Origin of the sequence: Burkholderia sp. HI4860 (assembly GCF_002223045.2) — a bacterium.
In the GTDB taxonomy this organism is placed as follows: Bacteria; Pseudomonadota; Gammaproteobacteria; order Burkholderiales; family Burkholderiaceae; genus Burkholderia.
In genome coordinates this window covers 1,967,654-1,991,508 of record NZ_NKFO02000003.1, presented here as the reverse complement: position 1 = coordinate 1,991,508, position 23,855 = coordinate 1,967,654, and the positions used below count along the sequence as shown (strand labels likewise).

Sequence of the window (23,855 nt, the reverse complement as noted above, 5' to 3'; positions counted from 1 at the left end):
CGGCGCTTCGGCGCCGTTTTTTTCGACCGCGGATGACAACGCGGCCACGCAGTGCCGCACGGCGCGCGCCCCCGCTCACGGCGGCGGCGCGTGCGCCCCGCCCGGTTCCGCGCCGGCACCCGATGCCGGCCCCTGCGCCTTCAGCCGCGCACTCAGCTCCTTGAATTTCAGCCCGGCCGTCTCGTCGCCCTGCGCGGCCGCCGCCGCGTAATACGCGCGCGCGATGTTGAGGTTCTGCGCGACGCCGTCGCCTCCGCGCTCGTAGAACGACGCGGTCACGTACTGCGCGGTCGGCTCGCCCGCGTCGGCGGCCTGCTTGTACCACGTGAACGCCTGCCGGTTGTCGCGCGGCGTGCCGCGCCCGTCGAGGAACTGGTTCGCGAGCGACAGCTCGGCCTGCACGTGCCCCTGCTTCGCCGCCCGCAGGAACCAGCGGTGCGCTTCGGCCGGATCGCGCGCGACGAACTCGCCGTCGTCGAACATCCGGCCGTATACGTACTGCGCATGCGACATGTTCGCGTCGGCCGCGCGCTTCAGCCAGCGCAGCCCTTCGTCGACGTTTGCGGTCACGCCTTCGCCCGTCAGCAGCATCATCGCGTAGTTGAATTGCGCGAGACGGTCGCCGCGCTCGGCCGCGTCGTGGAACTGCACCAGCGCCGCACGAAAGTCGCCGGCGTTGTAGTCGGCGACTGCCGACTGCGTCTCGTGCGACGGATCGGGCTTCGCTTGCGGCGCGCCCTGCGCGGCGGCCGCGATCCACACGGCCCACAGGCAGACCACCGCGCCGACCTGCCGGCGCCTCCCGAACCCACCCTGCGCGCGCCCACGGCACGCGCCATCGCCACCGTTCATGACCGCACCTCCTGCAGCGCCTGCCGCGTGGCGCGCAACAACCAGCTGACGTCGGCCGACACCGTGATCATCCGGTAGCCGGCCTCGCGATACTGGCGCGCGGCAGCCGTATCGCCCGCGAAGATCCCGACCGCGACGCCGGCCTGCCGGCCAGCCGCGAGCACGCGCGCCATCGCGGTTTCGACGTCCGGGTGACGGATGTCGCCGAGGTGCCCGAGGCTCGCCGCGAGATCGGCCGGGCCGACGAACAGGCAATCGACGCCGGGCAGCGCCGCAATCCGCTCGACTTCGTCGACGCCGCGCGCCGATTCGATCTGCACGATCACCGCAACCTGCGCATTCGCCGTCTGCACGTAGTCGCGACGCATGCCGAACGCCGCCGCGCGCACCATGCCGGCGACGCCGCGCAGCCCGTCCGGCGAATCGGGCGACGGATAGCGCGTGAGCCGCACCGCGTGCGCGGCATCGTCGAGCGTCTCGATGCAGGGAAACATCAGCGTGCGCGCGCCCGCATCGAGCGCGCGCTTCACGAGCCACGGCTCACGCGCCGGCACGCGCACGACGGGCTCGCTCGGCAGATGGGCGGCTGCGATCGCGCGCAGCTGCGATGCAACATCGCGGCTGTCGTTCGGCGCGTGTTCCATGTCGATGCAGAGCCAGTCGTAGCCGGCATGCGCGAGCGCTTCCGCGGCCGAGTCGCTGCCGAGCGACAGCCACAGGCCGTACAGCGGCTCGTCGCCGTCGCGCAGGCGTTGTTTGAGGGAATTGGTGAGCGTGCTCATCGATACGGCCTCCTGGACGGAACGGCAATCGAACGGGACAAGCAACGGGCAAAGCGGCGCGCGACACGCCGGGCAAGCATTGCACGGCGGCGCCGGGACCGGGCCCTGGAATGTTGGTCGGCCGTGGGCGGCCGATCTGACAGCGCCGGTCGCGCAATGACGCGTGACAGCGTTTTTCGGCGCCACGCAACGATCATAGCGCGGCGTTACGCGGAATGTGGAAACGGACGGGGAGCGAGGCGGGACGGGGCCGCGGGGGGCGGCGTCAGGCAGCCCGCACCGGCTGGCGGGGCTGCCGGGAAGGCGGGATCAGCGGCCGGGCTGGCGCTCGACGTCGGCCCAGCAGTTCGGCGTTTCGTACAGGCGCACGCGTTCGAGCCGCAGGTTCACGCCGTAGTGCGCGTCGTACACGTTCGCGAGGATGTTGAACGCGATCGCCGCGAGGTTCTCGACGGTCGGAATCCGGTCGATCACGACCGTCTTGTGGTCGGCCATCTGCTCGAGGAACGAGCGCACGACGTCGTCGCGCGCATAGACCAGGAACGCGTGGTCCCACTTGCCGACCAGGTGCTCCATCGCGAGCGCCTTCACGTCGGCGAAATCCATCACCATGCCGCGGTCGGGCGCCCCCTCGGTATCGACGAGATCGCCGCGCAGCGTGACTTCGAGCACATAGCGATGGCCATGCAGGTTCCGGCACTGGCTGCGGTGGTCGGGAATGCGGTGGCCCGCGTCGAATTCGAGTTTTCGGGTAATCAGCACGATGTCAAAAGCCGGGGCTCAGGGAATGTTCAGATATTTGTGGGTCTGCATCGACAGCCGCCACTGCGGATGACGCTTGCACCAGTCGATCGCGAGCTTCGTATTGAGGTCGCGCGACGGGCCGTCCATCGGCTGGACGAGGTAATACTCAAAGTCGAGCTTCGCGTAGTCGGCCAGCCGCTGGTTGTCCTGCGGGATCACGACCTTCAGCTCGTTGCCCTTCGTGACGACGAGCGGCGCGTCGGCCTTCGGGCTCACGCAGATCCAGTCGATCGATTCGAGCACCGGCAGCGAGCCGTTGGTCTCGATCGCGATTTCGAAGCCGGCCGCATGCAGCGCGTCGACGAGCGGCTGGTCGAGCTGCAGCATCGGCTCGCCGCCCGTGCAAACGACGAAGCGGTGCGCCTCGCCTTCTGGCCACAAGCTGGCGATCGTCGCGACGAGCGCTTCGGCGTCCTTGAACTTGCCGCCGTTCTCGCCATCGGTGCCGACGAAGTCGGTATCGCAGAAGCGGCACACGGCCTCCGCACGATCCTCTTCGCGGCCCGACCACAGGTTGCAGCCGGCGAACCGGCAGAACACGGCCGGCCGGCCCGCGTTCGCGCCCTCGCCCTGCAACGTGTAGAAAATTTCCTTGACCGCGTAAGTCATCGTCCTTCGTCCGGCTCGCGCCGCTCGTTGTCGATCAGAATCCGTTAATCACCAGGCGCTGCCGTGGCTGCTGCATCACAGCGGCGCTTCGGTCACCCGCTCGCCCTTCAGGTAGGCCTCGTAACCGCGCTTGCGCAGCTTGCAGGCCGGGCATTCGCCGCAACCGAAGCCCCACTCGTGCAGCTCCGCGCGCTCGCCCACGTAGCACGTGTGCGTCTCGACGCGGATCAGTTCGACGAGCGCTTCGCCGCCGAGCTGTTCGGCGAGTTGCCACGTCTGCGCCTTGTCGAGCCACATCAGCGGCGTCTCGAGCACGATGCGCGTATCCATCCCGAGGTTCAGCGCGACCTGCAGCGCCTTCATCGTGTCGTCGCGGCAGTCGGGGTAGCCCGAGAAATCCGTCTCGCACATCCCGCCGACCAGCACGCGCAGCCCGCGGCGATAGGCGATCGCCGCGGCGATCGTCATGAACATCAGGTTGCGGCCCGGCACGAACGTGTTCGGCAGGCCGTTCGCCGCCGTCTCGATCTCGATCGTGCGCGTCATCGCGGTATCGCTGATCGCGCCGAGCACCGACAGGTCGATCATGTGATCGTCACCGAGCCGGTCCGACCAGGCGGGAAAGTCACGCTTCAGCGCTTCGCGCACGCCTTCGCGACATTCGAGCTCGACGCGGTGGCGCTGGCCGTAATCGAAGCCGAGCGTCTCGACCGTCTGGTAGCGTTCGAGGGCCCATGCCACGCACGTGGCCGAGTCCTGCCCGCCGGAAAACAACACGAGCGCGCCGTCTTTAGCGTCTGTCCGAATCACCGTGATACTCCGTGAATGTGTAGGCTCGCCTCGCGCTGCGCCCCGGGGCCGGCTGCCGCCGGGCGGCCCGACGCGTGCCGGCCTGGGCCGGCTCGACCAGTATAGGCAGCGCAATCGGCCGCGAACGCGGCGGAGCGCTTATACCGCCCATCGCGCGGCATCGTTGCCGCGCGCCACGGCGGCGCCACGCTGGCAGCCTGCCGTGCGCATGAAGCGATGCGCTAAGTTATTGAGCGGACACGGATTTTATCATGCCCTCATGAACACTGCCGGGCACACCATCCCACGCCACGCGTCACGCAAACCTCACCACAAACGAAAAACCCCAAGAACCTTCCGATTCTTGGGGTTTTAATTCTGGTGGCCTGGGACGGAATCGAACCATCGACACGCGGATTTTCAATCCGCTGCTCTACCAACTGAGCTACCGGGCCAACGAAGAAGAGAAAGTATATCCACCCTTCTTCACTTGAGCAAGTACTTTCGCAAAATATTTTATACGGCGCCTTCGGACGGCTTCTTGCCGAGCTCGACACCGAGCTGCTTGAGCTTGCGATACAGGTGCGTGCGCTCGAGGCCCGTCTTCTCCGCGACGCGCGTCATGCTGCCGTTTTCGCGCGCGAGGTGATATTCGAAGTACGCGCGCTCGAACGCATCGCGCGCTTCGCGCAACGGGATGTCGAACGGGATCGCGGCCGTCTGGCCCGCGAGGCCGAGTGCCGCAGCCATGTCGTCGCCGAGCGTCGGCAGCGCAGCCGCGGACGCCACCGCCGCGGGCCCCGCCGCCTGCCCCGCACCGGCCTTCGCCGCCGCGTTCGCGGACACCGGCGCCGCACCGCGGGCGAGACCGTGCTCGACCGACTTCAGCAGCTTCTGCAGCGCGATGGGTTTCTCGAGGAAATCGAGCGCGCCGATCTTCGTCGCCTCGACGGCCGTATCGATCGTCGCGTGCCCGGACATCATGATCACGGGCATCGTCAGCAGCCCCTGCGCTGCCCACTCCTTGAGCAACGTCACGCCGTCGGTATCGGGCATCCAGATATCGAGCAGCACGAGATCGGGCGCCTGATTCAACCGGTATTCCCGCGCGGCCTGCGCGTTCTCCGCCGCCTCGACGACGTGTCCTTCATCGCTGAGGATCTCCGAGAGCAATTCCCGGATGCCCATTTCATCATCTACCACCAGGATGGTTGCCATTTACGCTGCCTTTGTCTGCTCACTTGCTTTTGTCTTGGCGGGGGCCGCCCCGTCCTGCACGCCCGATTCGGCGCCTGGCGCATCGCTCGCCATCTGCAGGAACAGGATCGACACCTGCGCACCCTCGACGGTCTCGCCGTGCATGCGATTGCGCAGATCGATCCGCGCACCGTGCTCATCGACGATCTTCTTGACCGTGGCCAACCCCAGACCCGTGCCCTTCGCCTTCGTCGTCACATAAGGCTCGAACGCGCGAGTCAGGATGCGCGCCGGAAAACCGGGCCCGTTGTCGGACACGGTAAGACGTACCGCGACGCGCGTTTTGCCCTCGGCGTCGGGATCGCCATATTCTACTGTCTTGGTTTCGATCAACACACGCGGATGCGCCGACTCCGCGACCGAATCCTGCGCATTCTGCAGCAGGTTGTGAATCACCTGGCGCAATTGCGTCGCATCACCGCGTATCACCGGCAGCGACGGCGCGAGCTCGGCGACGATCGCGCTCTTGCCTTCGCCCACCCCGTACAGCCCGAGCACCTCGCTCGCCAGTTCGTTCAACTGCAGGTTCGAGAGCACCGCCGGCGGCGTGCGCGCGTATTCGCGGAAATCGTCGACCATCCGCTTCATTGCGGCGACCTGATTGACGATCATCGTCGCGCCGCGCTTGAGCACGTCGGCATCGGGCGGGGCGAGCTTGTCGGAGAGCTTCATCTGCAGCCGCTCGGCCGACAGCTGAATCGGCGTCAGCGGATTCTTGATCTCGTGCGCGAGCCGGCGCGCGACCTCGCCCCATGCGACCGAACGCTGCGCGGAAATCACGTCGGAGATGTCGTCGAACACGACGACGTAACCGGACGTCTGCGGATCGTCGGCCTGCCCCTCGACCGTCGACACGAGGCGCGTGCCGCGCACGAGCAAGGTCAGCGGATCGGCTTCGCCCGGCACCTCGATCGCGAACTGCTGCTGCCAGTGGCCGCGATCGCCGCTGCCGCCGTCGGACGCCGCCTCGCGATCGGCGAACGCCTTGCGCACCATCGCGCCGAACCCGGCGGCCACGCCGATCCGGTCGAGCGTCGTGCCGATCAGCGCGTTGAACGGCTGCCGGAAGATCCGCTCGGCGCCGCGATTGGCCGTCGTCAGCCGGAACTGCCGGTCGAGCACGAACACGCCGGCCGTCAGGTTCGCGAGGATGCTCTCGAGATACGTCTTCGAATGCTCGAGCGCGACGCGGTTCTTCTCGACCGCGAGCCGCGCTTCCGACAACTGACGCGTCATCGCGTTGAACGACTGCGTAAGGAAGCCGAGCTCGTCGCGCGTCTTGATCTCGCGCTTCGGCGTGTAGTCGCCTTCCGTGACCTCCTTCGTGCCCTGCGCGAGCAGGAACAGCGGCCGCGCGAGCTGCTGGCCGAGCGCGAGCGCGAGCATCATCGCGATGAAGGTCGCGAGGAACAGCGCCAGCGTCAGCGTGCCGATGTACATCTTGCGCAGCCCCGTGCGGCCGAGCGACTTTTCCTGGTACTCCCGATACGCGCGCTGCACGGCATCCGCGTTGTGGGCAAGCGTCGGCGGCACCGGCTGCGTGAGCTGCAGGAAGCGTTCCGCCGGCTGCAACAACGACGTCGATGCATCGGGAATCGGCCGCACGACGCGCAACCGCAGCGCACCCTTCGCGCCGTGCGCGCGCGGGTCGCCGTCGACTTCACCCTCGATCGCCGCGTACGCGCCGTGTTCGCGCGCCTGGTTCAGCATCAGCGGCGTCGGCAGGTCGTCCGGAATCAGCGCCGCGAAATTGCCCGACGCCTGCGCGACGATGTGCAGGTCGGGGGACGCACCCGAGCCGCCGCGGCTCGGCTCGACGATCGTCGCGTCCTGCACGCCGAACTGGTCGCGCAGCCGCAGCAGCGTGAGCGTCGTGCCGTTGGTGTTCGCATCGACGCTCGCGAGCTGGTCGGACATCAGCCGCGCCTTCGTCTGCAGATCGGACAGCGACGCATCGAGCATCCCGCGGCCGAGGTTCAGGCCGGCCGTCAGCGCCGTCTCGACGTTCACGTCGAACCAAGACTCGATACTGCGCGACACGAACTGGTACGACACGATGTAGATGATCCCGCCCGGCACCACGCCGACGAGCGCGAAGAACACCGCGAGCTTCGCGAGCAGCCGCGTGCCGAACTTGCCCTTCCTCAGGCGCACGACGATCATCCCGATCAGCCCGAGCACCACGAGCAGGAACACGAGTGCGACGACGATGTTCGTCGCGTACAGCCACGAGTAGTAGCGGTCGAAGAATTCGGTATTCGCGCTCGCGGCCGCGAGCAGCACGAGCAGCAGCAGCGCGGTGAGCGCGACCGTCGAGACGATCACGCGGATGAGGAGGCTCTTCCCGCTGGCCGCGCGGCGCACTTTATTTAGCACGTTCGGTCACCGTGAAGTTGAAGCGCTTCCAGTCCGACCCGAGCGTCCAGTCGCGGTTGTTCACGGCATCGACCTGGAACGGCTTCGGCATCAGCGCCGTATCGAGCTGCATCCGCACCGATGCCGTGTAGGTTTCACCGGCGCGCACCTGGTTGCGGTCGATCACGTGCCACGACGTGATGTGACGGACCACCGCGAGCGCGTCCTTCAGCGACGGGAAACCGAGCTGCAGGCCGCCCGTCGACACGCGATATTCGCGCGTGAGCGGCTGGAACGACAGGCGGATCGTCTGCGTCACCGCCACCGGCTGCTCGTCGAACCAGTACCAGCGCGCCCGGCTCAACTCGAAGTCGGTCGTGAAATAAAGCGGAATGCCCTTGTTGACGGCATCCTCGAGGTTCGGGTTCAGCTCGAAATCGAAACGTGCGTCGAGCGCCCAGCCGCTTCCGTCGGACTGAAGCGACGCGCGCTGCACGGCGATCGACTCGGCATGCGCCGGCCGGACGACAGCCAGGCACAGCGTCAACGCGACCATCAGGACGGCCGCGAGCCGAAGTGGAAAAAGGTGTTTGATCGTCACCGTTTCTGAAACCGCGCGTAGAAAAATCCGTCGTGATCGGTGTTCTGGTCGAGTGCGCCGGCGGCCGCCCCTCCCTGCACTCCGCCCGGCAGCAGCTGGCCGGGGGCGTCCAATCGTACCGCATCTTCACAGGCCGCTTCAAACCAGCGGGCCTGCCATTCGCCTTCCTCGGGGAAGACCGAACAGGTCACGTAAAGCAGTTCGCCGCCCGGCTTCACGAGCGGCCACAACGCCGCCAGGATGCGGCGCTGTTCCGCGACGAGCGCCGGGATGTCGGCCTCGCGGCGCAGCCAGCGAATGTCGGGATGCCGACGCACGATGCCGGACGCCGAGCACGGCACGTCGGCAAGGATGCGGTCGAACGGGCGCCCGTCGTACCAGGCGTCGGGGGCGCCCGCATCGCCGACACGCACGTCCGCTTCGAGCGACAGCCGCACGAGGTTCTCGCCGATCCGTGCCGCGCGCGCGGCATCGCTTTCCAGCGCGACGACTTCCGCATCGGCCAGCTCGAGAATGTGGCCGGTCTTGCCGCCGGGCGCCGCGCATGCGTCGAGCACGCGCATGCCGTCGCGCGCGCCGAGCCATTCGGCTGCGAGCTGCGCGCCGGCGTCCTGCACCGACACGACGCCGTCGGCAAACCCCGGAATGCGATCGACCGGCAGCGCCGATGCAAGCCGCACTGCATGCCGGCCGATGGCGGTCGCCTCGATCCCGTTCTCGCGCAGCGTATCGAGATACGCGTCGACGCTCGCGCGGCGCGCGTTCACGCGCAGCGTCAGCGGCCCTTGCCGCTCGCCGGCCGCGAGGATCGCCTGCCATGCGTCGGGCCACGCGCGCTTCACCGAGTCGACCCACCACGCGCGGTAGTTCCAGCGCGCGACGACATCGTCCTGCAGCGCCGCGACGAGCGCGTCGCGCTCGCGCAGGAAACGGCGCAGCACCGCGTTGACCATCCCCTTCGCGAACGCGCATTCGCGGCGCGCCCCGATCACGGTCACAGCCTGATCGACCACCGTGAACGCCGGATACGCGGCCTCTTCCGCCGGGTCGAGCAGCAGCGCGAACGCACCGGCGAGCACCGCATGCACGTAGGCGGGCGGCGCCTTGCTGATGAGCCGGCCGATCAGCCAGTCCGCACTGCCGAGGCGGCGCATCGTCCGGTAAGCGACGTCCTGCGTCGCCCCGCGCGCGAGCGCCTGCGCACCGGACGGCATCTGCGCGAATACCGCCGACAACGCCGCCGGCAGCGCGGTGCCGCGCCGCACCGCATCGACCGCCTGCGCGGCCGCATCGAGTGCGAAGCCGAGCGAATCGGGCGCGAGATGCAGCGCGGACAGGCGCGCCGGGCGGCCGGAAGAAGACGGAGCGGTAGAACGGGTTCGTGTCATCGGAGCAAATTCGGCAAACAAGCGCGGCCAGCGGGCACAGCAAGCCAATGCGGCAAACGGCGGGATCGCGGCGCCCGTGGGCCCTGCCATCCCAAACCGGGCATTGTAGCGTGCGATGCAGCAGGCCCTTTGGCCCCTTTACGGCACGCGCAAATGAAACACCCCGCAGCGCGGAGCGTGCGGGGTGGTGAGACGGCCCCCGCGCGGCAACTGCCGCACGGTGTGCCGTGGCTTAGTCGAAGCGGCCGGTACGCGCCATCTCCATCAGGCGCGCGATGCGCTCCTCGGTGGCCGGGTGCGTCGAGAACAGATTCTGCAGGCCGCCGCCGTGCAGCGGGTTCATGATCATCATCTGCGCGGTGGCCGGATGCTGCTCGGCCGCCTGGAACGGGATGCCCGCCGCATAGCGATGGATCTTGTCGAGCGCGGTCGCGAGCGATTGCGGATCGCCGGAAATCTGCGCGCCGCCGCGATCGGCCTCGAACTCGCGTGCCCGCGAAATCGCCATCTGGATCAACGCGCCTGCGATCGGTGCGAGCAGCGCAACCGCGATACCCGCGATCGGGTTGGCCGGCCGGCCATTCTCGTCGCGCCCGCCGAAGAACATCGCGAAGTTCGCGATGGCCGAGATCGCGCCCGCCATCGTTGCGGTGATCGTCGAGATCAGGATGTCGCGGTGCTTCACGTGCGCGAGCTCGTGCGCCATCACGCCGCGCATCTCGCGCTCCGACAGCACGCGCAGGATGCCCGTCGTCGCGGCGACTGCCGCGTGCTCCGGGTTGCGGCCCGTTGCGAACGCGTTCGGCGCGTCCTCGTTGATCAGGTAGACGCGCGGCATCGGCAGGTTCGCGCGCGTGGCCAGCTCGCGCACCATCCGGTAGAACTGCGGCGCCGTGTTCTCGTCGACTTCCTGCGCGTTGTACATGCGCAGCACCATCTTGTCCGAGAACCAGTAAGAGAAGAAATTCATGCCGAGCGCGAACAGCAGCGCGATCGTCATGCCCCGCGAGCCGCCGATCATCCCGCCGATCACGATGAACAGGGCCGTGATCGCGGCCATCAGCATCGCCGTTTTGACCCAATTGAACATACCCACTCCTTATCCGTCAGGGGACCCGCCGCGCATCAAAAAGGGCGCGACGGAGAATTGTAAGCGTTTTGTTAGATAAGGTCTTGGCGGAAAAATTCAATCTCATCGTTGCGATGTTGCAAGACGAAGACCGAGGCCGACGAAAGCGCTGCCGACCGTGCGGTCGAGCCACTTCTTGACGCCCGGCTTGCCGGAGAAGCGGGCCGTGACACTGCCCGCGACCCATGCGACGAAACTGGTCCACACCGTGCTCATCGCGACGAACACGCCGCCGAGGGTCAGGAACGCCCATGCCTTGTGCGGACTGTCGGCCGACACGAACTGCGGGAAGAACGACACGAAGAACAGCACGACCTTCGGGTTCAGCACGTTGGTCCAGAAGCCCTGCATGAACAGCTGGCGCAGCGGCTTCGCGGCTTGCGCGGCCGCCGTGCCCGACGGTTCGGCCGCCTGCTTCGCGATGATCATCCGCACGCCCAGGTAGATCAGGTAAGCGGCGCCGACCAGCTTGATCACCGTGAATGCGGCAGCCGACGCCGCGAGCAGCGCGGTCAGGCCGAACGCGCAGGCGAGCGCGTGAACGCAGCAGCCGGCCGAAATGCCCAGCGCCGACATCAGCCCCGCGCCGCGGCCCTGCGCGACGCTGCGGCCGACGATATAGGCCGTATCGGGGCCGGGCGTGACGTTCAGCAGGAAGACCGCCAGCACGAAGAAGCCGAAATGGGTGATGCCGAACATGAAAACCTCGAAACCGGGGAGCGCAAGGGAAATTCTACGCGCGCCTGCCGCGCCGCGCGACTCGGCCATCCGGCCGATTGCGCACGCCCGGCAGGCCGTGTCGAATGGAGGTCAGGCCGCGTCAGGCAACGTCGGTCAGCGCGAAACGCTGGCCCGCGGCGAGCGGCGAGCCGGCCAGGAATTCGCGCGCGGGCAGCCGCTTGCCGCCCGGCTTCTGCAACTGCGTGACGCGCAGCGCACCGCTGCCGCACGCAACAACCACGCCTTCAGGCGCGGCTTCGACGATCGTGCCGGGCGCCGCATCGCCGCGCGCCGCCACCGGCTCGGCTGCCCACAGCTTGATCGCCGCGCCGTCGAGCGTCGCGACGCCGCCCGGGAACGGATCGAACGCACGCACCTGGCGCGCAAGCACGTCGGCCGGCTTGCGCCAGTCGAGCGCCGCTTCGTGCTTGCCGATCTTTTCCGCATAGGTCACGCCGTCGGCCGGTTGCGGCGTCGCCGGCAGCACACCGTCGCGCTCGAGCTTCACGAGCGCGTCGACGATCAGTCGCGCGCCTTCGGCGGCGAGCCGGTCGTGCAGCGTCGCGGTCGTCTCGTCGGGCGCGATCGCGATGCGCGCTTCCTCGATCATCGCGCCGGTGTCGAGGCCGATGTCCATCTGCATCAGCGTGACGCCCGTCTCGGCGTCGCCGGCCTCGATCGCACGGTGGATCGGCGCGGCGCCGCGCCAGCGCGGCAGCAGCGACGCGTGAATGTTGATGCAGCCGTTGCGCGGAATGTCGAGCACTTCCTGCGGCAGCAGCAGGCCGTATGCGGCAACCACCATCACGTCATGCGGCGTCGAGCGTAGCAGCTCGATCGCGTCGGCCGCCTCGGCCGGGTACTTGCCCGCCCGGCGCAGCGACGGCGGTTGCGCGACGGGCATCCCGTGCTCGACGGCGTAGCGCTTCACCGCGCTCGCCTGCAGCTTCATCCCGCGCCCGGCAGGGCGATCGGGCTGGGTGAGCACGAGCGGCACCGGAAAACCGGCCTCGTGGATCGCGGCGAGGGCAGCCGCGGCGAATTCCGGCGTGCCGGCAAAAACTACGCGCAACGTATGGGTCATGACAGCGTTCGGGGTCGGGCTGGGCGAACGCGCGTTACATCGCGCGTTCGAGTTTCTTCATCTTCGTCTTGATGCGCGTCTGCTTGAGCGGCGACAGGTATTCGACGAACACGCGCCCCATCAGGTGATCCATCTCGTGCTGGACGCACACGGCCAGCAGGCCCTCGCAGTCGAGCTCGAAAGTCTCGCCCTGCTCGTTGAGCGCGCGCACGCGCACATGATCGGGACGCTCGACTTCGTCGTAGATGCCGGGCACCGACAGGCAGCCCTCTTCATAGATCTGCTTGGCATCGCTCGACCACACGATCTCCGGGTTGATGAACGCGCGCAGCTCGTTCTTCTCCTCGGAGACGTCGATCACGATCACGCGCTCATGCACGTCGACCTGCGTGGCCGCTAGGCCGATCCCCGGCGCCGCATACATGGTCTCGGCCATGTCGGCGACGAGCTTGCGGATCCGGTCGTCGACCTTGTCGACGGGCTTCGCGACCTTGTGCAGCCGCTTGTCGGGGTAATGAAGAATATTGAGTAAAGCCATGGCGTTCGGTATTCGGTGGAGCGGCGTGCCGCATCGGCCATCCGGCCGGCTGGCGCTGCTGCCGGGATGCAATGAAGATGAGGCGGACGCGCGGCGAATCAATGCCGCGGATCACGCCTCCTGCAATTGGCCGGGCGCCTGCGCGCGCGGCCCTGTCGAGTATTTCGGATGATGAAAATTTTATCATGGCGCCACGCGGTCCGCTGGCCACCGCATTCGAGGGGCGCCTCATGTCGCCGCAAGCGCTGACCACCTCCGCCGTGCGCGCGTGGCTGCAGCTTGCGCATGCGCCCGGCCTCGCGCCCGCCGTGCTGCAGGCACTCCTCGATGCGTTCGGCTCGCCGGACGCGCTGCTGCGTGCACCCGACCACGCCATCGCCGCCGTCACCAGCACCGCCGCCGCCCTGGCCGTGCGCGCAAGCGAGCGCGGCGATCTCGACGCGCGCACCGACGCCGCGCTCGCGTGGCTCGACGCGCCGGGCAATGCGCTCGTCACGCTCAACGATCCTGCCTACCCGCCGCGGCTGCGCGACCTGCACGATCCGCCGCTGCTGCTATATGTAAAGGGCCGGCTCGACCTGCTGCACGCGCGCAGTCTCGCCGTGGTCGGCAGCCGTCACGCCACGCCGCAAGGGCTCGCCGACGCAACGCACTTCGCACGCGAACTGTCCGACGCCGGGCTGCCGATCGTGTCGGGCCTCGCGCTCGGGATCGACGCCGCCGCACATCGTGGCGGGCTCGACGGCCGGTCGGGCACGGTCGCGGTGATCGCGACCGGCGCCGATCTCGTCTACCCGGCGCGGCACCGCGCACTCGCCCACGAGATCGCCGCGCACGGCGCGATCGTGTCGGAATGGCCGCTCGGCACGCCGGCCCGCGCCGCCCACTTCCCGCAGCGCAACCGGCTGATCGCCGCGCTCGCGGTCGGCGCACTCGTCGTCGAGGCCGCGCCGCGCTCCGGCTCGCTGATCACCGCGCGGCTCGCGAACGAACTGGGGCGCGATGTGTTCGCGATGCCGGGCTCGATCCACGCGCCGCTCGCGCAGGGCTGCCACGCATTGATCCGCGACGGCGCGAAGCTCACGGCGGCGCCGCTCGACGTGCTCGAGGAATACGGGCTGGGTGAACCGAAAGCCGGCACGGCGAGCGGTGCGGCGTGTTCCGGGCATCCGCGCGCGGGCACCGGCGACCTTCGCGAAACCGAAACCGGCACTCAGCGTGCCGCGGCCGGTGTTATCCAACATGGCGATGCCATTCCGGCCACCGCGTCCGCCCGAGACGAAGCACCTTCGCCGGCGCCACCGCTGCCCGCCACCCCGGCAGAGAAGGCCGTGCTGGCCGCATTGGGATACGGCCCCGTCACCTACGAATGGCTCGCCGAGCACAGCGGCCTGCCTGACGACGTGCTGCACCGCGCGCTGCTGGCGCTGGAACTGGCCGGCCGCGTCGCCAGCCTTCCCGGCGGACGCTTCGCACGGCTTGACGTGGCGCGCACCCCGCCCGTGGACGGCGTGCTACATTCCCCCGCATAGGGGCGGCCAGGCCGCCGACGATACTCAAGGAAACCCATGCCCGCGCTGAATCTCGACACCGATGCGGATCGGATCGCCGAGCGCCTCGCCGATCCCGGCACGTTGCTCGTCGCCTGCCTGTGCGCCGAGTGGTGCGGCACGTGCCGCGACTACCGGACAGCCTTCGACCAGCTCGCCGACGCGCATCCGGACGCCTGCTTCGCCTGGATCGACATCGAAACGCATGCCGACCAGCTCGACGATCTCGACGTCGAGAACTTCCCGACGATCCTGATCGAAGATACCCACACCGCCCGCTTCTTCGGCACGGTGCTGCCGCATGCGGCGATCGTCGAGCGGATGCTGTCCGACCTGAGCGCGGTACCCGGTGCGCCGCACGCACCGAAATTGCGCAACATCTTGGCCGTCGAAGCCTGAATTCGCGAGCCGGCGCGGTGGTTTCGCGCACATTTGCGCGCCCCGCCGCGCCGGGCGCTTGCCGCCGTTGCGGCCCCCCTCTATGATGGGCCGCTTTTTGCACGCCGAGCCGCCATCGCTGCGGCGTGTGCTATAAAGCGGTCGTAAAAGGGACCCACAACCGGCGAACCCGGTCTACCAACACACACCTGTCATGTCCAAAGCACTGATCATTGCGGAAAAGCCTTCTGTCGCGAACGACATCGCACGCGCTTTGGGCGGCTTTACCAAGCATGACGAGTATTACGAGAGCGACGATTTCGTCCTTTCGTCCGCTGTCGGCCACCTGCTGGAAATCGCCGCCCCGGAAGAGTACGAGGTCAAGCGCGGGAAATGGAGCTTCGCGCATCTGCCCGTCATCCCCCCGCATTTCGACCTGAACCCGATCGCAAAAAGCGAGTCGCGCCTCAAGGTGCTCACCAAGCTGTTGAAGCGCAAGGACGTCGACCGCCTGATCAACGCTTGTGACGCGGGGCGCGAGGGCGAGCTGATTTTCCGCCTGATCGCGCAGCACGCGAAGGCGAAGCAGCCGGTCCAGCGCCTGTGGCTGCAGTCGATGACCCCGCAGGCGATCCGCGACGGCTTCGCGAACCTGCGCAGCGACGCGGACATGCTGCCGCTCGCCGACGCCGCACGCTGCCGCTCGGAAGCCGACTGGCTCGTCGGGATCAACGGCACCCGCGCGATGACCGCGTTCAACAGCAAGGGCGGCGGCTTCTTCCTGACGACAGTTGGCCGCGTTCAGACGCCAACGTTGTCGATCGTCGTCGAACGCGAAGAGAAAATCCGCCGTTTCGTCCCGCGCGACTACTGGGAAGTGAAGGCCGAATTCGCGTGCGCGGGCGGCTTCTACGAAGGCAAGTGGTACGACCCGAAATTCAAGCGCGACGAATTCGATCCGGAAAAGCGCGACTCCCGGCTGTGGAGCCTGCCGGCTGCCGAAACGATCGTCGCCGCGTGTCGCGACCAGGTCGGCACGGTCTCCGAGGAATCGAAGCCGTCGACGCAGCTGTCGCCGCTACTGTTCGACCTGACGAGCCTGCAGCGTGAAGCGAACAGCCGCTTCGGCTTCTCCGCGAAGAACACGCTCGGCCTCGCGCAGGCGCTGTATGAAAAGCACAAGGTGCTGACCTACCCGCGTACCGACGCGCGCGCGCTGCCGGAAGACTACCTGTCGACGGTCGAGTCCACGCTCGAGATGCTCAAGGAGAGCCACAACTACCTGCCGCATGCGAAGCAGGTGCTCGACAAGGGCTGGGTGAAGCCGAACAAGCGGATCTTCGACAACTCGAAGATCAGCGACCACTTTGCAATCATCCCGACGCTGCAGGCGCCGAAGTCGCTGTCCGAGCCGGAGCAGAAGCTATACGACATGGTCGTGAAGCGCTTCCTCGCCGTGTTCTTCCCGGCCGCCGAATTCCGCGTCACGACGCGGATCACCGAAGTCGCCGGCCATCACTTCAAGACCGAAGGCAAGGTGCTCGTCGAGCCGGGCTGGCTGCAGGTGTACGGCCGTGACGCCGAAGGCGCGGATGCGAACCTCGTGCCGGTGCAGAAGGACGAGAAGGTGAAGACGGACGAGATCGCCGCCGTCGCGCTCGTCACGAAACCGCCCGCACGCTACTCGGAAGCGACGCTGCTGTCCGCGATGGAAGGCGCGGGCAAGCTCGTCGAGGACGACGAACTGCGCGAGGCGATGGCCGCGAAGGGCCTCGGCACGCCGGCCACGCGCGCGGCGATCATCGAAGGCCTGCTCGGCGAGAAATACCTCGTGCGCGAGGGCCGCGAACTGATCCCGACCGCGAAGGCATTCCAGCTGATGACACTGCTGCGCGGGCTCGGCGTGAAGGAACTCACCGCGCCCGAGCTCACCGGCGAATGGGAATACAAGCTGTCGCAGATGGAGCGCGGCAACCTCGGGCGCGAAGCGTTCATGCAGGAAATCGCCCGCATGACGCAGCAGATCGTGAAGCGCGCGAAGGAATACGATTCGGACACGATCCCCGGCGATTACGCGACGCTCGAGACGCCGTGCCCGAACTGCGGCGGCCAGGTGAAGGAAAACTACCGCCGCTTCGCATGCACGAAGTGCGAGTTCTCGATCTCGAAGATCCCGGGCAGCCGGCAGTTCGAGATCGCGGAAGTCGAGGAGCTGCTGCGCGAGAAGACGATCGGCCCGCTGTCCGGCTTCCGCAGCAAGATGGGTCGCCCGTTCTCGGCGATCCTCAAGCTGTCCTTCGACGACGAGACGAAGAACTACAAGCTCGAGTTCGATTTCGGCCAGGACACCGGCGGCGAGGAAGGCGAAGCGCCCGACTTTTCCGCACAGGAGCCGGTCGGCGCGTGCCCGAAGTGCAAGGGCCGTGTGTTCGAGCACGGGATGAGTTACGTGTGCGAGCACTCGGTGGCCAACCCGAAGACCTGCGATTTCCGCTCGGGCAAGGTGATCCTGCAGCAGGAAATCACGCGCGAGCAGATGGGCAAGCTGCTGGCCGACGGCCGCACGGATCTGCTGCCGAACTTCAAGTCGTCGCGCACGGGCCGCAACTTCAAGGCCTTCCTCGTGAAGCAGCCGGACGGCAAGATCGGCTTCGAGTTCGAGAAGAAGGAGCCGAAGGCCGCTGCCGCGAAGAAGACGGCAAAATCGGCGACGAAGGATGCCGAAACCGTGACGGAAGGCGCCGAAGAGAAACCGGCACCGGCTCGCAAGACCGCCGCCCGCAAGACGACGGCGCGCAAGACGGGCTCTTAACGGCCTGACGGCCGGGGCTCCCCCGGCCATGCCGAACTCCGGCAGGCAGCCATAAAAAAACGCGGATCGATTGCTCGATCCGCGTTTTTCTTTGTGCCGGCGGCAACCGCTACCAGGCCGCCAGGCCGTCGCGTCGTTACAGCGGCGACGGCGCCGCGACGCGCGTGCGCGGCGAACGCGGCAGGCGCGGCGACAGGTTCGGGTCGGCCGCTTCCGGCTGCTCGGCACGCGTCTCGACACCGATCGGCGCGAGCGCCGAACTCTGCGCGGCCCACTGCTCGCCCATCGTCGCGTCGGTCGAGTGGCTGAAGTGCTCGACGAGGTGATCGATGAACGTGCGCACCTTCGCGGGCAAATGGCGCCGGCTCGGGTAAGCGATGTTGATCTCGACCTGCGGCAGCCGGAAATCCGGCAGCAGCCGCACGAGCGCACCGCGCGCGATATCGCCGCCGATCAGGTAGCTCGGCAGGATCGCGACCCCCATCCCGAGCAGCGCGAACTGGCGCAGCATTGCGGTGTTGTTCGCGACGATCACGTTGGTCGGGCGCACGCGCACTTCGCCGTCCGGCCCCGTGAACACACGCTCGTCACCCCAGTATTCGGTCGGCAGGCTCAGGCTCGGGTGCTCGGCGAGATGCTCCGGATGGGTCGGCACGCCGTGCTTCTCCAGATAGCTCGGCGTCGCGCACACGGTCATGCAGCCGGTGGTCAGGCGCCGCGTGACGATGCTTGCGCTACGCATCTGGCGCGTGACGACGATGCCGACGTCGAAGCCTTCCTCGACGAGATCGACCTGCCGGTCGACCAGCGTGAGGTCCGGCACCACTTTCGGGAAATTCTCCGTGTACGACTGCAATACGGGCGCGAGATTGTGCAGGCCGAACACGACCGGCGCAACGATTCGCAACGTTCCGACCGGCTCGTGATTGCGCGCAACGACCATCTGCTCGACGTCCTCGAGCTCATCGAGGATCTGGCGAGCCCGCTCCAGATAGACCTGGCCCGACTCCGTCAGCGAAAGGCTGCGCGTGGTGCGGTTCAGCAAACGCGTGCCGAGCCGGCCTTCCAGATCGGCGACGTGACGCGTCGCGACCGCGTTGGAGATATCCATTGCACTCGCGGCCCGCGCAAAACTGCCGAGATCTGCAACCTTGACGAACACGCGCATCGACTGCAAATGATCCATAAACGACTCCTGCCGCTGTTACAACTTCAAAAAGATGAAGCAAATGCGTAATTCTCCTACGACAGCGGAAATGATGCAGAGTTGCTCAACAAAGCGCCGGTTGACGATAAAAATAGTCAAAAATCCTCGCCTTCTGCGGATAGTTGATCCAATTATTCTGATTGGAGCAACAATTGGGTGAACCTCGTCGAGTATGTGGCCGAATCAGGAAGGACGTATTTGATGCGACACAACAGCGCACCCCCGCACCCATCGCGCAAGCGGCGCCGGGTCAGGCCGCCGCCAATTGCGGCGGAGCGTAACAACCTGTTAAAAAGGCACCATGAAGGCGGCCGACGTAGCATCATGTCGGCCCCGGCCGGGCGGGACGGGTGCGCGACGTGCGCCGCCGCCACCGCCGCTTTCAACGCGCGACACCCGCTCACCATGAAAATTGCCATCCTCGACGACTACCAGGACGCCGTCCGCAAGCTGAACTGCTTCGAGATGCTTGCCGACCACGACGTGAAGGTCTTCAACAATACGGTGCGCGGATTGGGACAACTCGCCAGCCGTCTGGCGGAAGTCGAGGCGCTCGTGCTGATTCGCGAACGGACCCCGATTTCGTCGCAACTGCTCGCCAAGCTGCCGAACCTGCGCATGATCAGCCAGACCGGCCGCATTTCGAGCCACATCGATCTCGAAGCGTGTACCGACCGCGGCATCGCCGTGCTCGAAGGCACGGGCTCGCCGATTGCCCCCGCCGAACTGACCTGGGCGCTCGTGATGGCCGCCCAGCGCCGCATTCCGCAATACGTCGCGAACCTCAAGCAGGGCGCGTGGCAACAGTCGGGCCTGAAGACGTCGGCGATGCCGCCGAACTTCGGCCTCGGCCAGGTGCTGCGCGGCCAGACGCTCGGCATCTGGGGCTACGGCAAGATCGGCCGGCTCGTCGCCGGCTACGGCAAGGCGTTCGGGATGAACGTGCTGATCTGGGGCCGCGAGCATTCGCTCGAGGCCGCTCGCGCCGACGGCTATACGGCCGCCGAAAGCCGCGAAGCGCTGTTCGAGCAGAGCGACGTGCTGTCGCTGCACCTGCGCCTGCATGACGACACGCGCGGGATCGTGAAGCAGGAAGACCTGATGCGGATGAAGCCGACGTCGCTGCTCGTCAACACGAGCCGCGCCGAACTGCTCGAGGAAAACGCACTGGTCAACGCGCTGTCGCACAACCGTCCGGGCATGGTCGCGATTGACGTGTTCGAGAGCGAGCCGATCCTGCAGGGCTACAGCCTGCTGCGGATGGAAAACGTGATCTGCACGCCGCACATCGGCTACGTCGAGCGCGAAAGCTACGAGCTCTACTTCAGTGCGGCATTCCGGAACATCCTGGCGTTCGACCAGGGCGACATGTCGAGCGTCGTCAACCCGGAAGCCCTGACGCCGCGCCGCGTGCGCTGAGCGCCGCGGGCCGCGCCTGCCGCGCGGCCCCGCTTTCCTGCTTCCCGTCTTCAGGCGGCCACGCGGCCGCCCGTCATCGCGCCGACGCGCGTGAGGAAATGCTCGCCGTCGCGCCGCCCGAGGTCGTACGCATGCCGCATCTGCGACGGGCTCGTGTAATCCCAACTCGAAATCGGCACCTTGCTCGACGGCTGAACGTACAGCCGCCGCTGCTCGCCGTGCGCGACCGTGAACATCTGCGGACGCGGGTACAGCCGCGTGACGAGCACCAGCACGTCGCCCGGCGTCGGGTCGAGCGCGTCGACCGGCACGTTGTCGACCATCCCGCCGTCGAGCACGGGCCGGCCGCCGCGGCGCAGCACCGGCGTGAACGGCGGCGTGCAGGACGACTGCAGGATCAGGTCGGCGAGATCGTCAACGCGCGTACAGGCCTGCGCGCGCACGAATTCCGGCCGAAAACCGAGCGAGCGCCCGAGCGTCGGATGCAGCGTCTTGCGCACGTACTTCTCGATGTTGTACGCGACGAGGCCGGCGGCCACCGCGCTGCGCGCGCCGAGCCAGCGCGGCACGTGCGACACGCCGATGCGGATCTCCGGCGCCGCGGCCAGCTTCGCGAACGGCTCGCCGTAGATGTCGAGCAGCGCCTGGCGGTAAATCCGGTAATGCGGAAACACGGGCTCGCGCCCGAACAGGTTGCCCCAGTACGCGTTCTTCCGGTTGTGGCGCAGCGCCTCTTCGTAATAGCGCATCACCCAGGCGGCGTCGCGGGTATACAGCATGCACGCGGTCGCCGCGCCGGCCGAGATGCCGGTGATCACGCGCGGGCGCAGGCCGAGCGCCGGCTGGGCGACGTCCCAGAAGCCAGCCTGCCACCAGCAGCGATTGCCGCCGCCCGCAAAGACGATCTGGTCGAACATCGCGCCGCTCAGCTGACGAGCGCGTAGGTCGACGTCGCGTGAACGGCCATCTTGCCGTCCTCGTCGAACAGCTCGACTTCGCCGAATACGAGATTGCGACCCATCCGCAGCACGCGCGCGGTGACGAGCACGTCGCCCTTGCGCACGGGCCGCATGAAGTTCGTGTTCAGCGATACGGTGGTCATCGGCCGGAACTCGCCGAGCGCGGCCGAGATCGCGACCACCATCGCCGTGTCGGCGGCCGCCGTGAACACCTGGCCGCAGATGATGCCGCCCGAATGGCGGAATTCGCCGGAAAACGGCAGGCGCAGCGTGACGCTGTCGTCGCCGATCGACACGGGGACCAGACCGAGCGAGCGGACCCAGGGGGCCAGCAGGCGATCCAGCAATTCGCGGACTGCATTTTCGTCCATCTTCGAAAGCCCAGAAAGCGTTGCGCGACCGTCGCGCAACACGTGTGGCGTCATCATACCGGGAGCGCGGAAACTACGATCGCTCGTTATCGGGCCGACAGTTGCCGTCGTGGTGACGAAATATTTTCAGGAAATTTGCAGAAAGGGCTTGCAAGACCAGAAATACCCGTGCATAATCTTTCTTCTGTTGGGGGCGTTAGCTCAGTTGGTAGAGCAGCGGACTCTTAATCCGTAGGTCGAGTGTTCGAGTCACTCACGCCCCACCAGGAATTCCGAAGCCCGGTTAGCGAAAGCTGACCGGGCTTTTTCCTTTTCCGCCGCCGCACGCGCGGCGCGCGCGCCCTGTCGCAGGACGCCACCACACGCCCGCTCCGCATCGTTTCCGCTAGAATCGTCCGACAAATATCACACGACCGGCGCAGGCACTGCCGTTTGCCCGCCGGCACTGAGAGAACATGGGACGTCAGACATGGAAGCATGTAACCGAGACGCGACCATTCAGAGAGCCTGGTTGCGCCGATATCGGCGAGTCCGTCGGGACACGCCACTCCAACGATCACACCGGCATCCGCAGTGCGACGCACGAACCGGATCCGGTCATGCCGGGTAAGGACGCGCTCGTCGCGCTGGCGCTCGGCGCCCTGCTGCTCGTACTGGCAGGCGTACTCGCCGTCACGGCCGGCCAGGCGACCGGCCACCTCGTGCGCACGCCGGGCACGGTCGTCCGTATCGTGCAGGACAGCGACGCGATGCGCGCGTACCGGCCGATCGTCGCGTATCTCGCGACCGACGGCCAGCGCCGCGAGGTCGCCGGCAATACGGCGTCGACCATCCCCGCCTACGACATCGGCGAGAACGTCGACGTCCTGCTCGATCCCGTCCATCCCGAGCGCCCCGCGCTGATCGACGATTTCGCGCAACGCTGGTTTCCGGCGGCGGTGGCGGCGCTGCTCGCCGTCGCGTCGTTCGCGATCGGCGCCCTGCTGATCGCCGGCAAGCGCCACCGCATGCAATCCGATGCGCCGCCCACCCGCGCCGAGCGCAAGCAGGCGCGACGCCGCTGGGATATCGCGATCGTGCTGATTCCGATCACGATCGGCACGGGCTTCATTGCCGGCGCCGGTGCGGCCGGCCTGCGTCAGTGGCAGATCGCCCACCACTACGCGCGCTCAACCGGCCATGTCGTCGAGATCGCCAAAAGTGCGCGATCGGCCCACTCGCGCACGTCGCTGTATTCGGCGATCGTCGCGTTCACGACCGACAGCGGACGCCAGATCACGTTCGCCCAGGGCGCGGCGGCGTCGCATCCGGGCCTGCAGGAAGGCGAAGCGGTCAACGTGCTGTACGACCCCGTCACCCCCGAGCGCGCGGTCGTCGACCGCTTCTGGGATCGCTGGGGCCTCACGGCGATCCTGCTCGCAATCGGTGCGCCATTCCTCGCGGCCGGGCTGTTCGTCGCCGCGACGCTGTGGCCGGAGCATCGGCCGCACGAAATCGCCCCATGACGCTCGCGCGCCGCCCGCGCACCGCCCGGCGCGACAACCGGTACGGCGCGCGCGTCATCGCTCCCTGAACGCCTCCACCTTCGCGCGGTTCCCGCACGTACGCATGTCGCACCAGCGGCGTCCGACGCCGCGGCCGCGATCGACGAAGAACCACGTGCACCGGCCGCACTGCCTCACCCGCGCGAAATCGTCGCTGCGCAGCAGTTGCTCGAAGCCGAGTGCGGCCGCGTCGACCCAGCGCGTCACGGCGCGCGCGGCGGGCCGCCATGCGAACCGGCCGTCGACCGCCTCGAACGCGCTGCGCCCGATCGCGTCGCGAATCGCGACGGCGAGCCGGTCCGCCGCACGCGCGCCGGCCGTGCCGCCGCCTCCGGCCGTCAGGTGCAAGATTGCCGTGTACGCATCTTCGCGAAAGCGATGCAGCGCCGCCAGCGCATCCGCGTCGTCCTGCCGCGCATGACGCAGCAGCCGCGCCAGATCGGCCGGCGCCAGCAGCCCCGATCGTTCCGCCCACGCATGCACGGCCGGCCAGTCGACGAGCTTGTCGGCGTCGCGCGTCTTGCCCGTGTCGGCCACCGTGTTGAGGAAGTCGAGCGCCGGATGGCCGCCGACGAAATCGGCTGCGTCCCATACGTGCGCGGGTTGCGCGGGTTCGTGTCGAGTAACCATTTATTTGCGCCTATCGGTTTCACACCCAGACAATCCGGAGTAACCTGTTAACAACCAAAACAGGTTAGCACGGAGAT

22 protein-coding genes and 2 tRNA genes are annotated in these 23,855 nt (G+C 67.4%); 6 read left to right on the top strand and 18 right to left on the bottom strand.

The annotated features are described in order from the left end of the window. Positions 1-75 precede the first annotated feature (75 nt). From CFB34_RS24490 to def, 14 genes are all read right to left on the bottom strand, one after another. Positions 76-852: a tetratricopeptide repeat protein gene (locus tag CFB34_RS24490; RefSeq protein ID WP_089441271.1), complete on the bottom strand. Its 777-nt coding sequence runs from the start codon at positions 850-852 to the stop codon at positions 76-78. Next, a complete protein-coding gene (locus CFB34_RS24485; protein ID WP_089441272.1) occupies positions 849-1,634 on the bottom strand; it encodes an aldolase/citrate lyase family protein in 786 nt (261 codons plus the stop codon). The genes CFB34_RS24490 and CFB34_RS24485 overlap by 4 nt, the downstream gene beginning before the upstream one ends. Positions 1,635-1,943: 309 nt before the next feature. Next, positions 1,944-2,396, bottom strand: a complete 453-nt coding sequence (gene queD, locus CFB34_RS24480) for a 6-carboxytetrahydropterin synthase QueD (protein ID WP_089441273.1) — start codon at positions 2,394-2,396, stop codon at positions 1,944-1,946. 18 nt (positions 2,397-2,414) lie between these two features. After that, the gene (gene queE / locus CFB34_RS24475) at positions 2,415-3,047 is read right to left on the bottom strand and encodes a 7-carboxy-7-deazaguanine synthase (RefSeq protein WP_089441274.1); all 633 of its coding nucleotides are present in this window, start codon (positions 3,045-3,047) and stop codon (positions 2,415-2,417) included. A gap of 75 nt (positions 3,048-3,122) precedes the next feature. Next, a complete protein-coding gene (queC, locus tag CFB34_RS24470; RefSeq protein ID WP_021163977.1) occupies positions 3,123-3,857 on the bottom strand; it encodes a 7-cyano-7-deazaguanine synthase QueC in 735 nt (244 codons plus the stop codon). A gap of 358 nt (positions 3,858-4,215) precedes the next feature. After that, positions 4,216-4,291: transfer RNA gene (locus CFB34_RS24465), tRNA-Phe, on the bottom strand. A gap of 61 nt (positions 4,292-4,352) precedes the next feature. After that, complete coding sequence (gene esaR / locus CFB34_RS24460; RefSeq protein WP_089441275.1) at positions 4,353-5,054, bottom strand: response regulator transcription factor EsaR; 702 nt, start codon at positions 5,052-5,054, stop codon at positions 4,353-4,355. Beyond that, complete coding sequence (gene esaS / locus CFB34_RS24455; RefSeq protein ID WP_089441276.1) at positions 5,055-7,469, bottom strand: sensor histidine kinase EsaS; 2,415 nt, start codon at positions 7,467-7,469, stop codon at positions 5,055-5,057. Further along, positions 7,459-8,049, bottom strand: coding sequence for a DUF4390 domain-containing protein (locus tag CFB34_RS24450; protein WP_039353770.1), 591 nt, complete (start codon positions 8,047-8,049; stop codon positions 7,459-7,461). Before CFB34_RS24450 ends, esaS begins: the two co-directional genes overlap by 11 nt. Continuing rightward, positions 8,046-9,437, bottom strand: a complete 1,392-nt coding sequence (gene rsmB, locus CFB34_RS24445) for a 16S rRNA (cytosine(967)-C(5))-methyltransferase RsmB (protein WP_089441277.1) — start codon at positions 9,435-9,437, stop codon at positions 8,046-8,048. The genes CFB34_RS24450 and rsmB overlap by 4 nt, the downstream gene beginning before the upstream one ends. 232 nt (positions 9,438-9,669) lie before the next feature. Beyond that, positions 9,670-10,527, bottom strand: coding sequence for a zinc metalloprotease HtpX (gene htpX, locus CFB34_RS24440; RefSeq protein WP_011353570.1), 858 nt, complete (start codon positions 10,525-10,527; stop codon positions 9,670-9,672). A 102-nt stretch (positions 10,528-10,629) separates the two neighbouring features. After that, the gene (locus tag CFB34_RS24435) at positions 10,630-11,265 is read right to left on the bottom strand and encodes a LysE family translocator (RefSeq protein ID WP_089441278.1); all 636 of its coding nucleotides are present in this window, start codon (positions 11,263-11,265) and stop codon (positions 10,630-10,632) included. A 121-nt stretch (positions 11,266-11,386) separates the two neighbouring features. After that, a complete protein-coding gene (fmt, locus tag CFB34_RS24430) occupies positions 11,387-12,370 on the bottom strand; it encodes a methionyl-tRNA formyltransferase (protein ID WP_089441279.1) in 984 nt (327 codons plus the stop codon). A gap of 34 nt (positions 12,371-12,404) precedes the next feature. Further along, positions 12,405-12,908 (bottom strand): peptide deformylase, encoded by a 504-nt coding sequence (gene def / locus CFB34_RS24425; protein WP_006477461.1) that lies wholly within the window; start codon positions 12,906-12,908, stop codon positions 12,405-12,407. Positions 12,909-13,093: 185 nt separating this feature from the next. Here def and dprA point away from each other — a divergent pair, with 185 nt between their 5' ends. The 3 genes from dprA (at position 13,094) to CFB34_RS24410 (ending at position 17,648) form a co-directional block, all read left to right on the top strand. After that, positions 13,094-14,440 carry a DNA-processing protein DprA gene (gene dprA, locus CFB34_RS24420; protein ID WP_089441280.1) on the top strand — a complete coding sequence of 449 codons (1,347 nt, stop codon included), beginning with the start codon at positions 13,094-13,096 and terminating at the stop codon, positions 14,438-14,440. Between the two features lie 36 nt (positions 14,441-14,476). Continuing rightward, positions 14,477-14,857, top strand: a complete 381-nt coding sequence (locus tag CFB34_RS24415; RefSeq protein WP_039353754.1) for a thioredoxin family protein — start codon at positions 14,477-14,479, stop codon at positions 14,855-14,857. A gap of 193 nt (positions 14,858-15,050) precedes the next feature. Beyond that, a complete protein-coding gene (locus CFB34_RS24410) occupies positions 15,051-17,648 on the top strand; it encodes a DNA topoisomerase III (protein WP_089441281.1) in 2,598 nt (865 codons plus the stop codon). A 136-nt stretch (positions 17,649-17,784) separates the two neighbouring features. Here the strand turns inward: CFB34_RS24410 and CFB34_RS24405 are convergent, their stop codons facing one another. Beyond that, a complete protein-coding gene (locus CFB34_RS24405; protein WP_089426598.1) occupies positions 17,785-18,834 on the bottom strand; it encodes a LysR family transcriptional regulator in 1,050 nt (349 codons plus the stop codon). A gap of 426 nt (positions 18,835-19,260) precedes the next feature. Here CFB34_RS24405 and CFB34_RS24400 point away from each other — a divergent pair, with 426 nt between their 5' ends. Next, positions 19,261-20,274, top strand: coding sequence for a D-2-hydroxyacid dehydrogenase family protein (locus CFB34_RS24400; RefSeq protein ID WP_089426599.1), 1,014 nt, complete (start codon positions 19,261-19,263; stop codon positions 20,272-20,274). A gap of 50 nt (positions 20,275-20,324) precedes the next feature. On the opposite strand, the gene CFB34_RS24395 is transcribed toward CFB34_RS24400, so the two are convergent. Together CFB34_RS24395 and CFB34_RS24390 are read right to left on the bottom strand one after the other, a co-directional pair. Continuing rightward, complete coding sequence (locus CFB34_RS24395; RefSeq protein ID WP_089441282.1) at positions 20,325-21,191, bottom strand: patatin-like phospholipase family protein; 867 nt, start codon at positions 21,189-21,191, stop codon at positions 20,325-20,327. Between the two features lie 8 nt (positions 21,192-21,199). Then, positions 21,200-21,604, bottom strand: a complete 405-nt coding sequence (locus CFB34_RS24390) for a PaaI family thioesterase (RefSeq protein WP_006477449.1) — start codon at positions 21,602-21,604, stop codon at positions 21,200-21,202. A gap of 190 nt (positions 21,605-21,794) precedes the next feature. Between CFB34_RS24390 and CFB34_RS24385 the strand changes: the two genes are divergently transcribed. Both CFB34_RS24385 and CFB34_RS24380 read left to right on the top strand, forming a co-directional pair. Further along, positions 21,795-21,870, top strand: a tRNA-Lys gene (locus CFB34_RS24385). 189 nt (positions 21,871-22,059) lie between these two features. After that, positions 22,060-23,109, top strand: a complete 1,050-nt coding sequence (locus CFB34_RS24380) for a DUF3592 domain-containing protein (protein WP_089441283.1) — start codon at positions 22,060-22,062, stop codon at positions 23,107-23,109. A 54-nt stretch (positions 23,110-23,163) separates the two neighbouring features. Here the strand turns inward: CFB34_RS24380 and CFB34_RS24375 are convergent, their stop codons facing one another. Then, positions 23,164-23,778, bottom strand: coding sequence for a CGNR zinc finger domain-containing protein (locus CFB34_RS24375; RefSeq protein WP_089441284.1), 615 nt, complete (start codon positions 23,776-23,778; stop codon positions 23,164-23,166). Positions 23,779-23,855 lie beyond the last annotated feature (77 nt).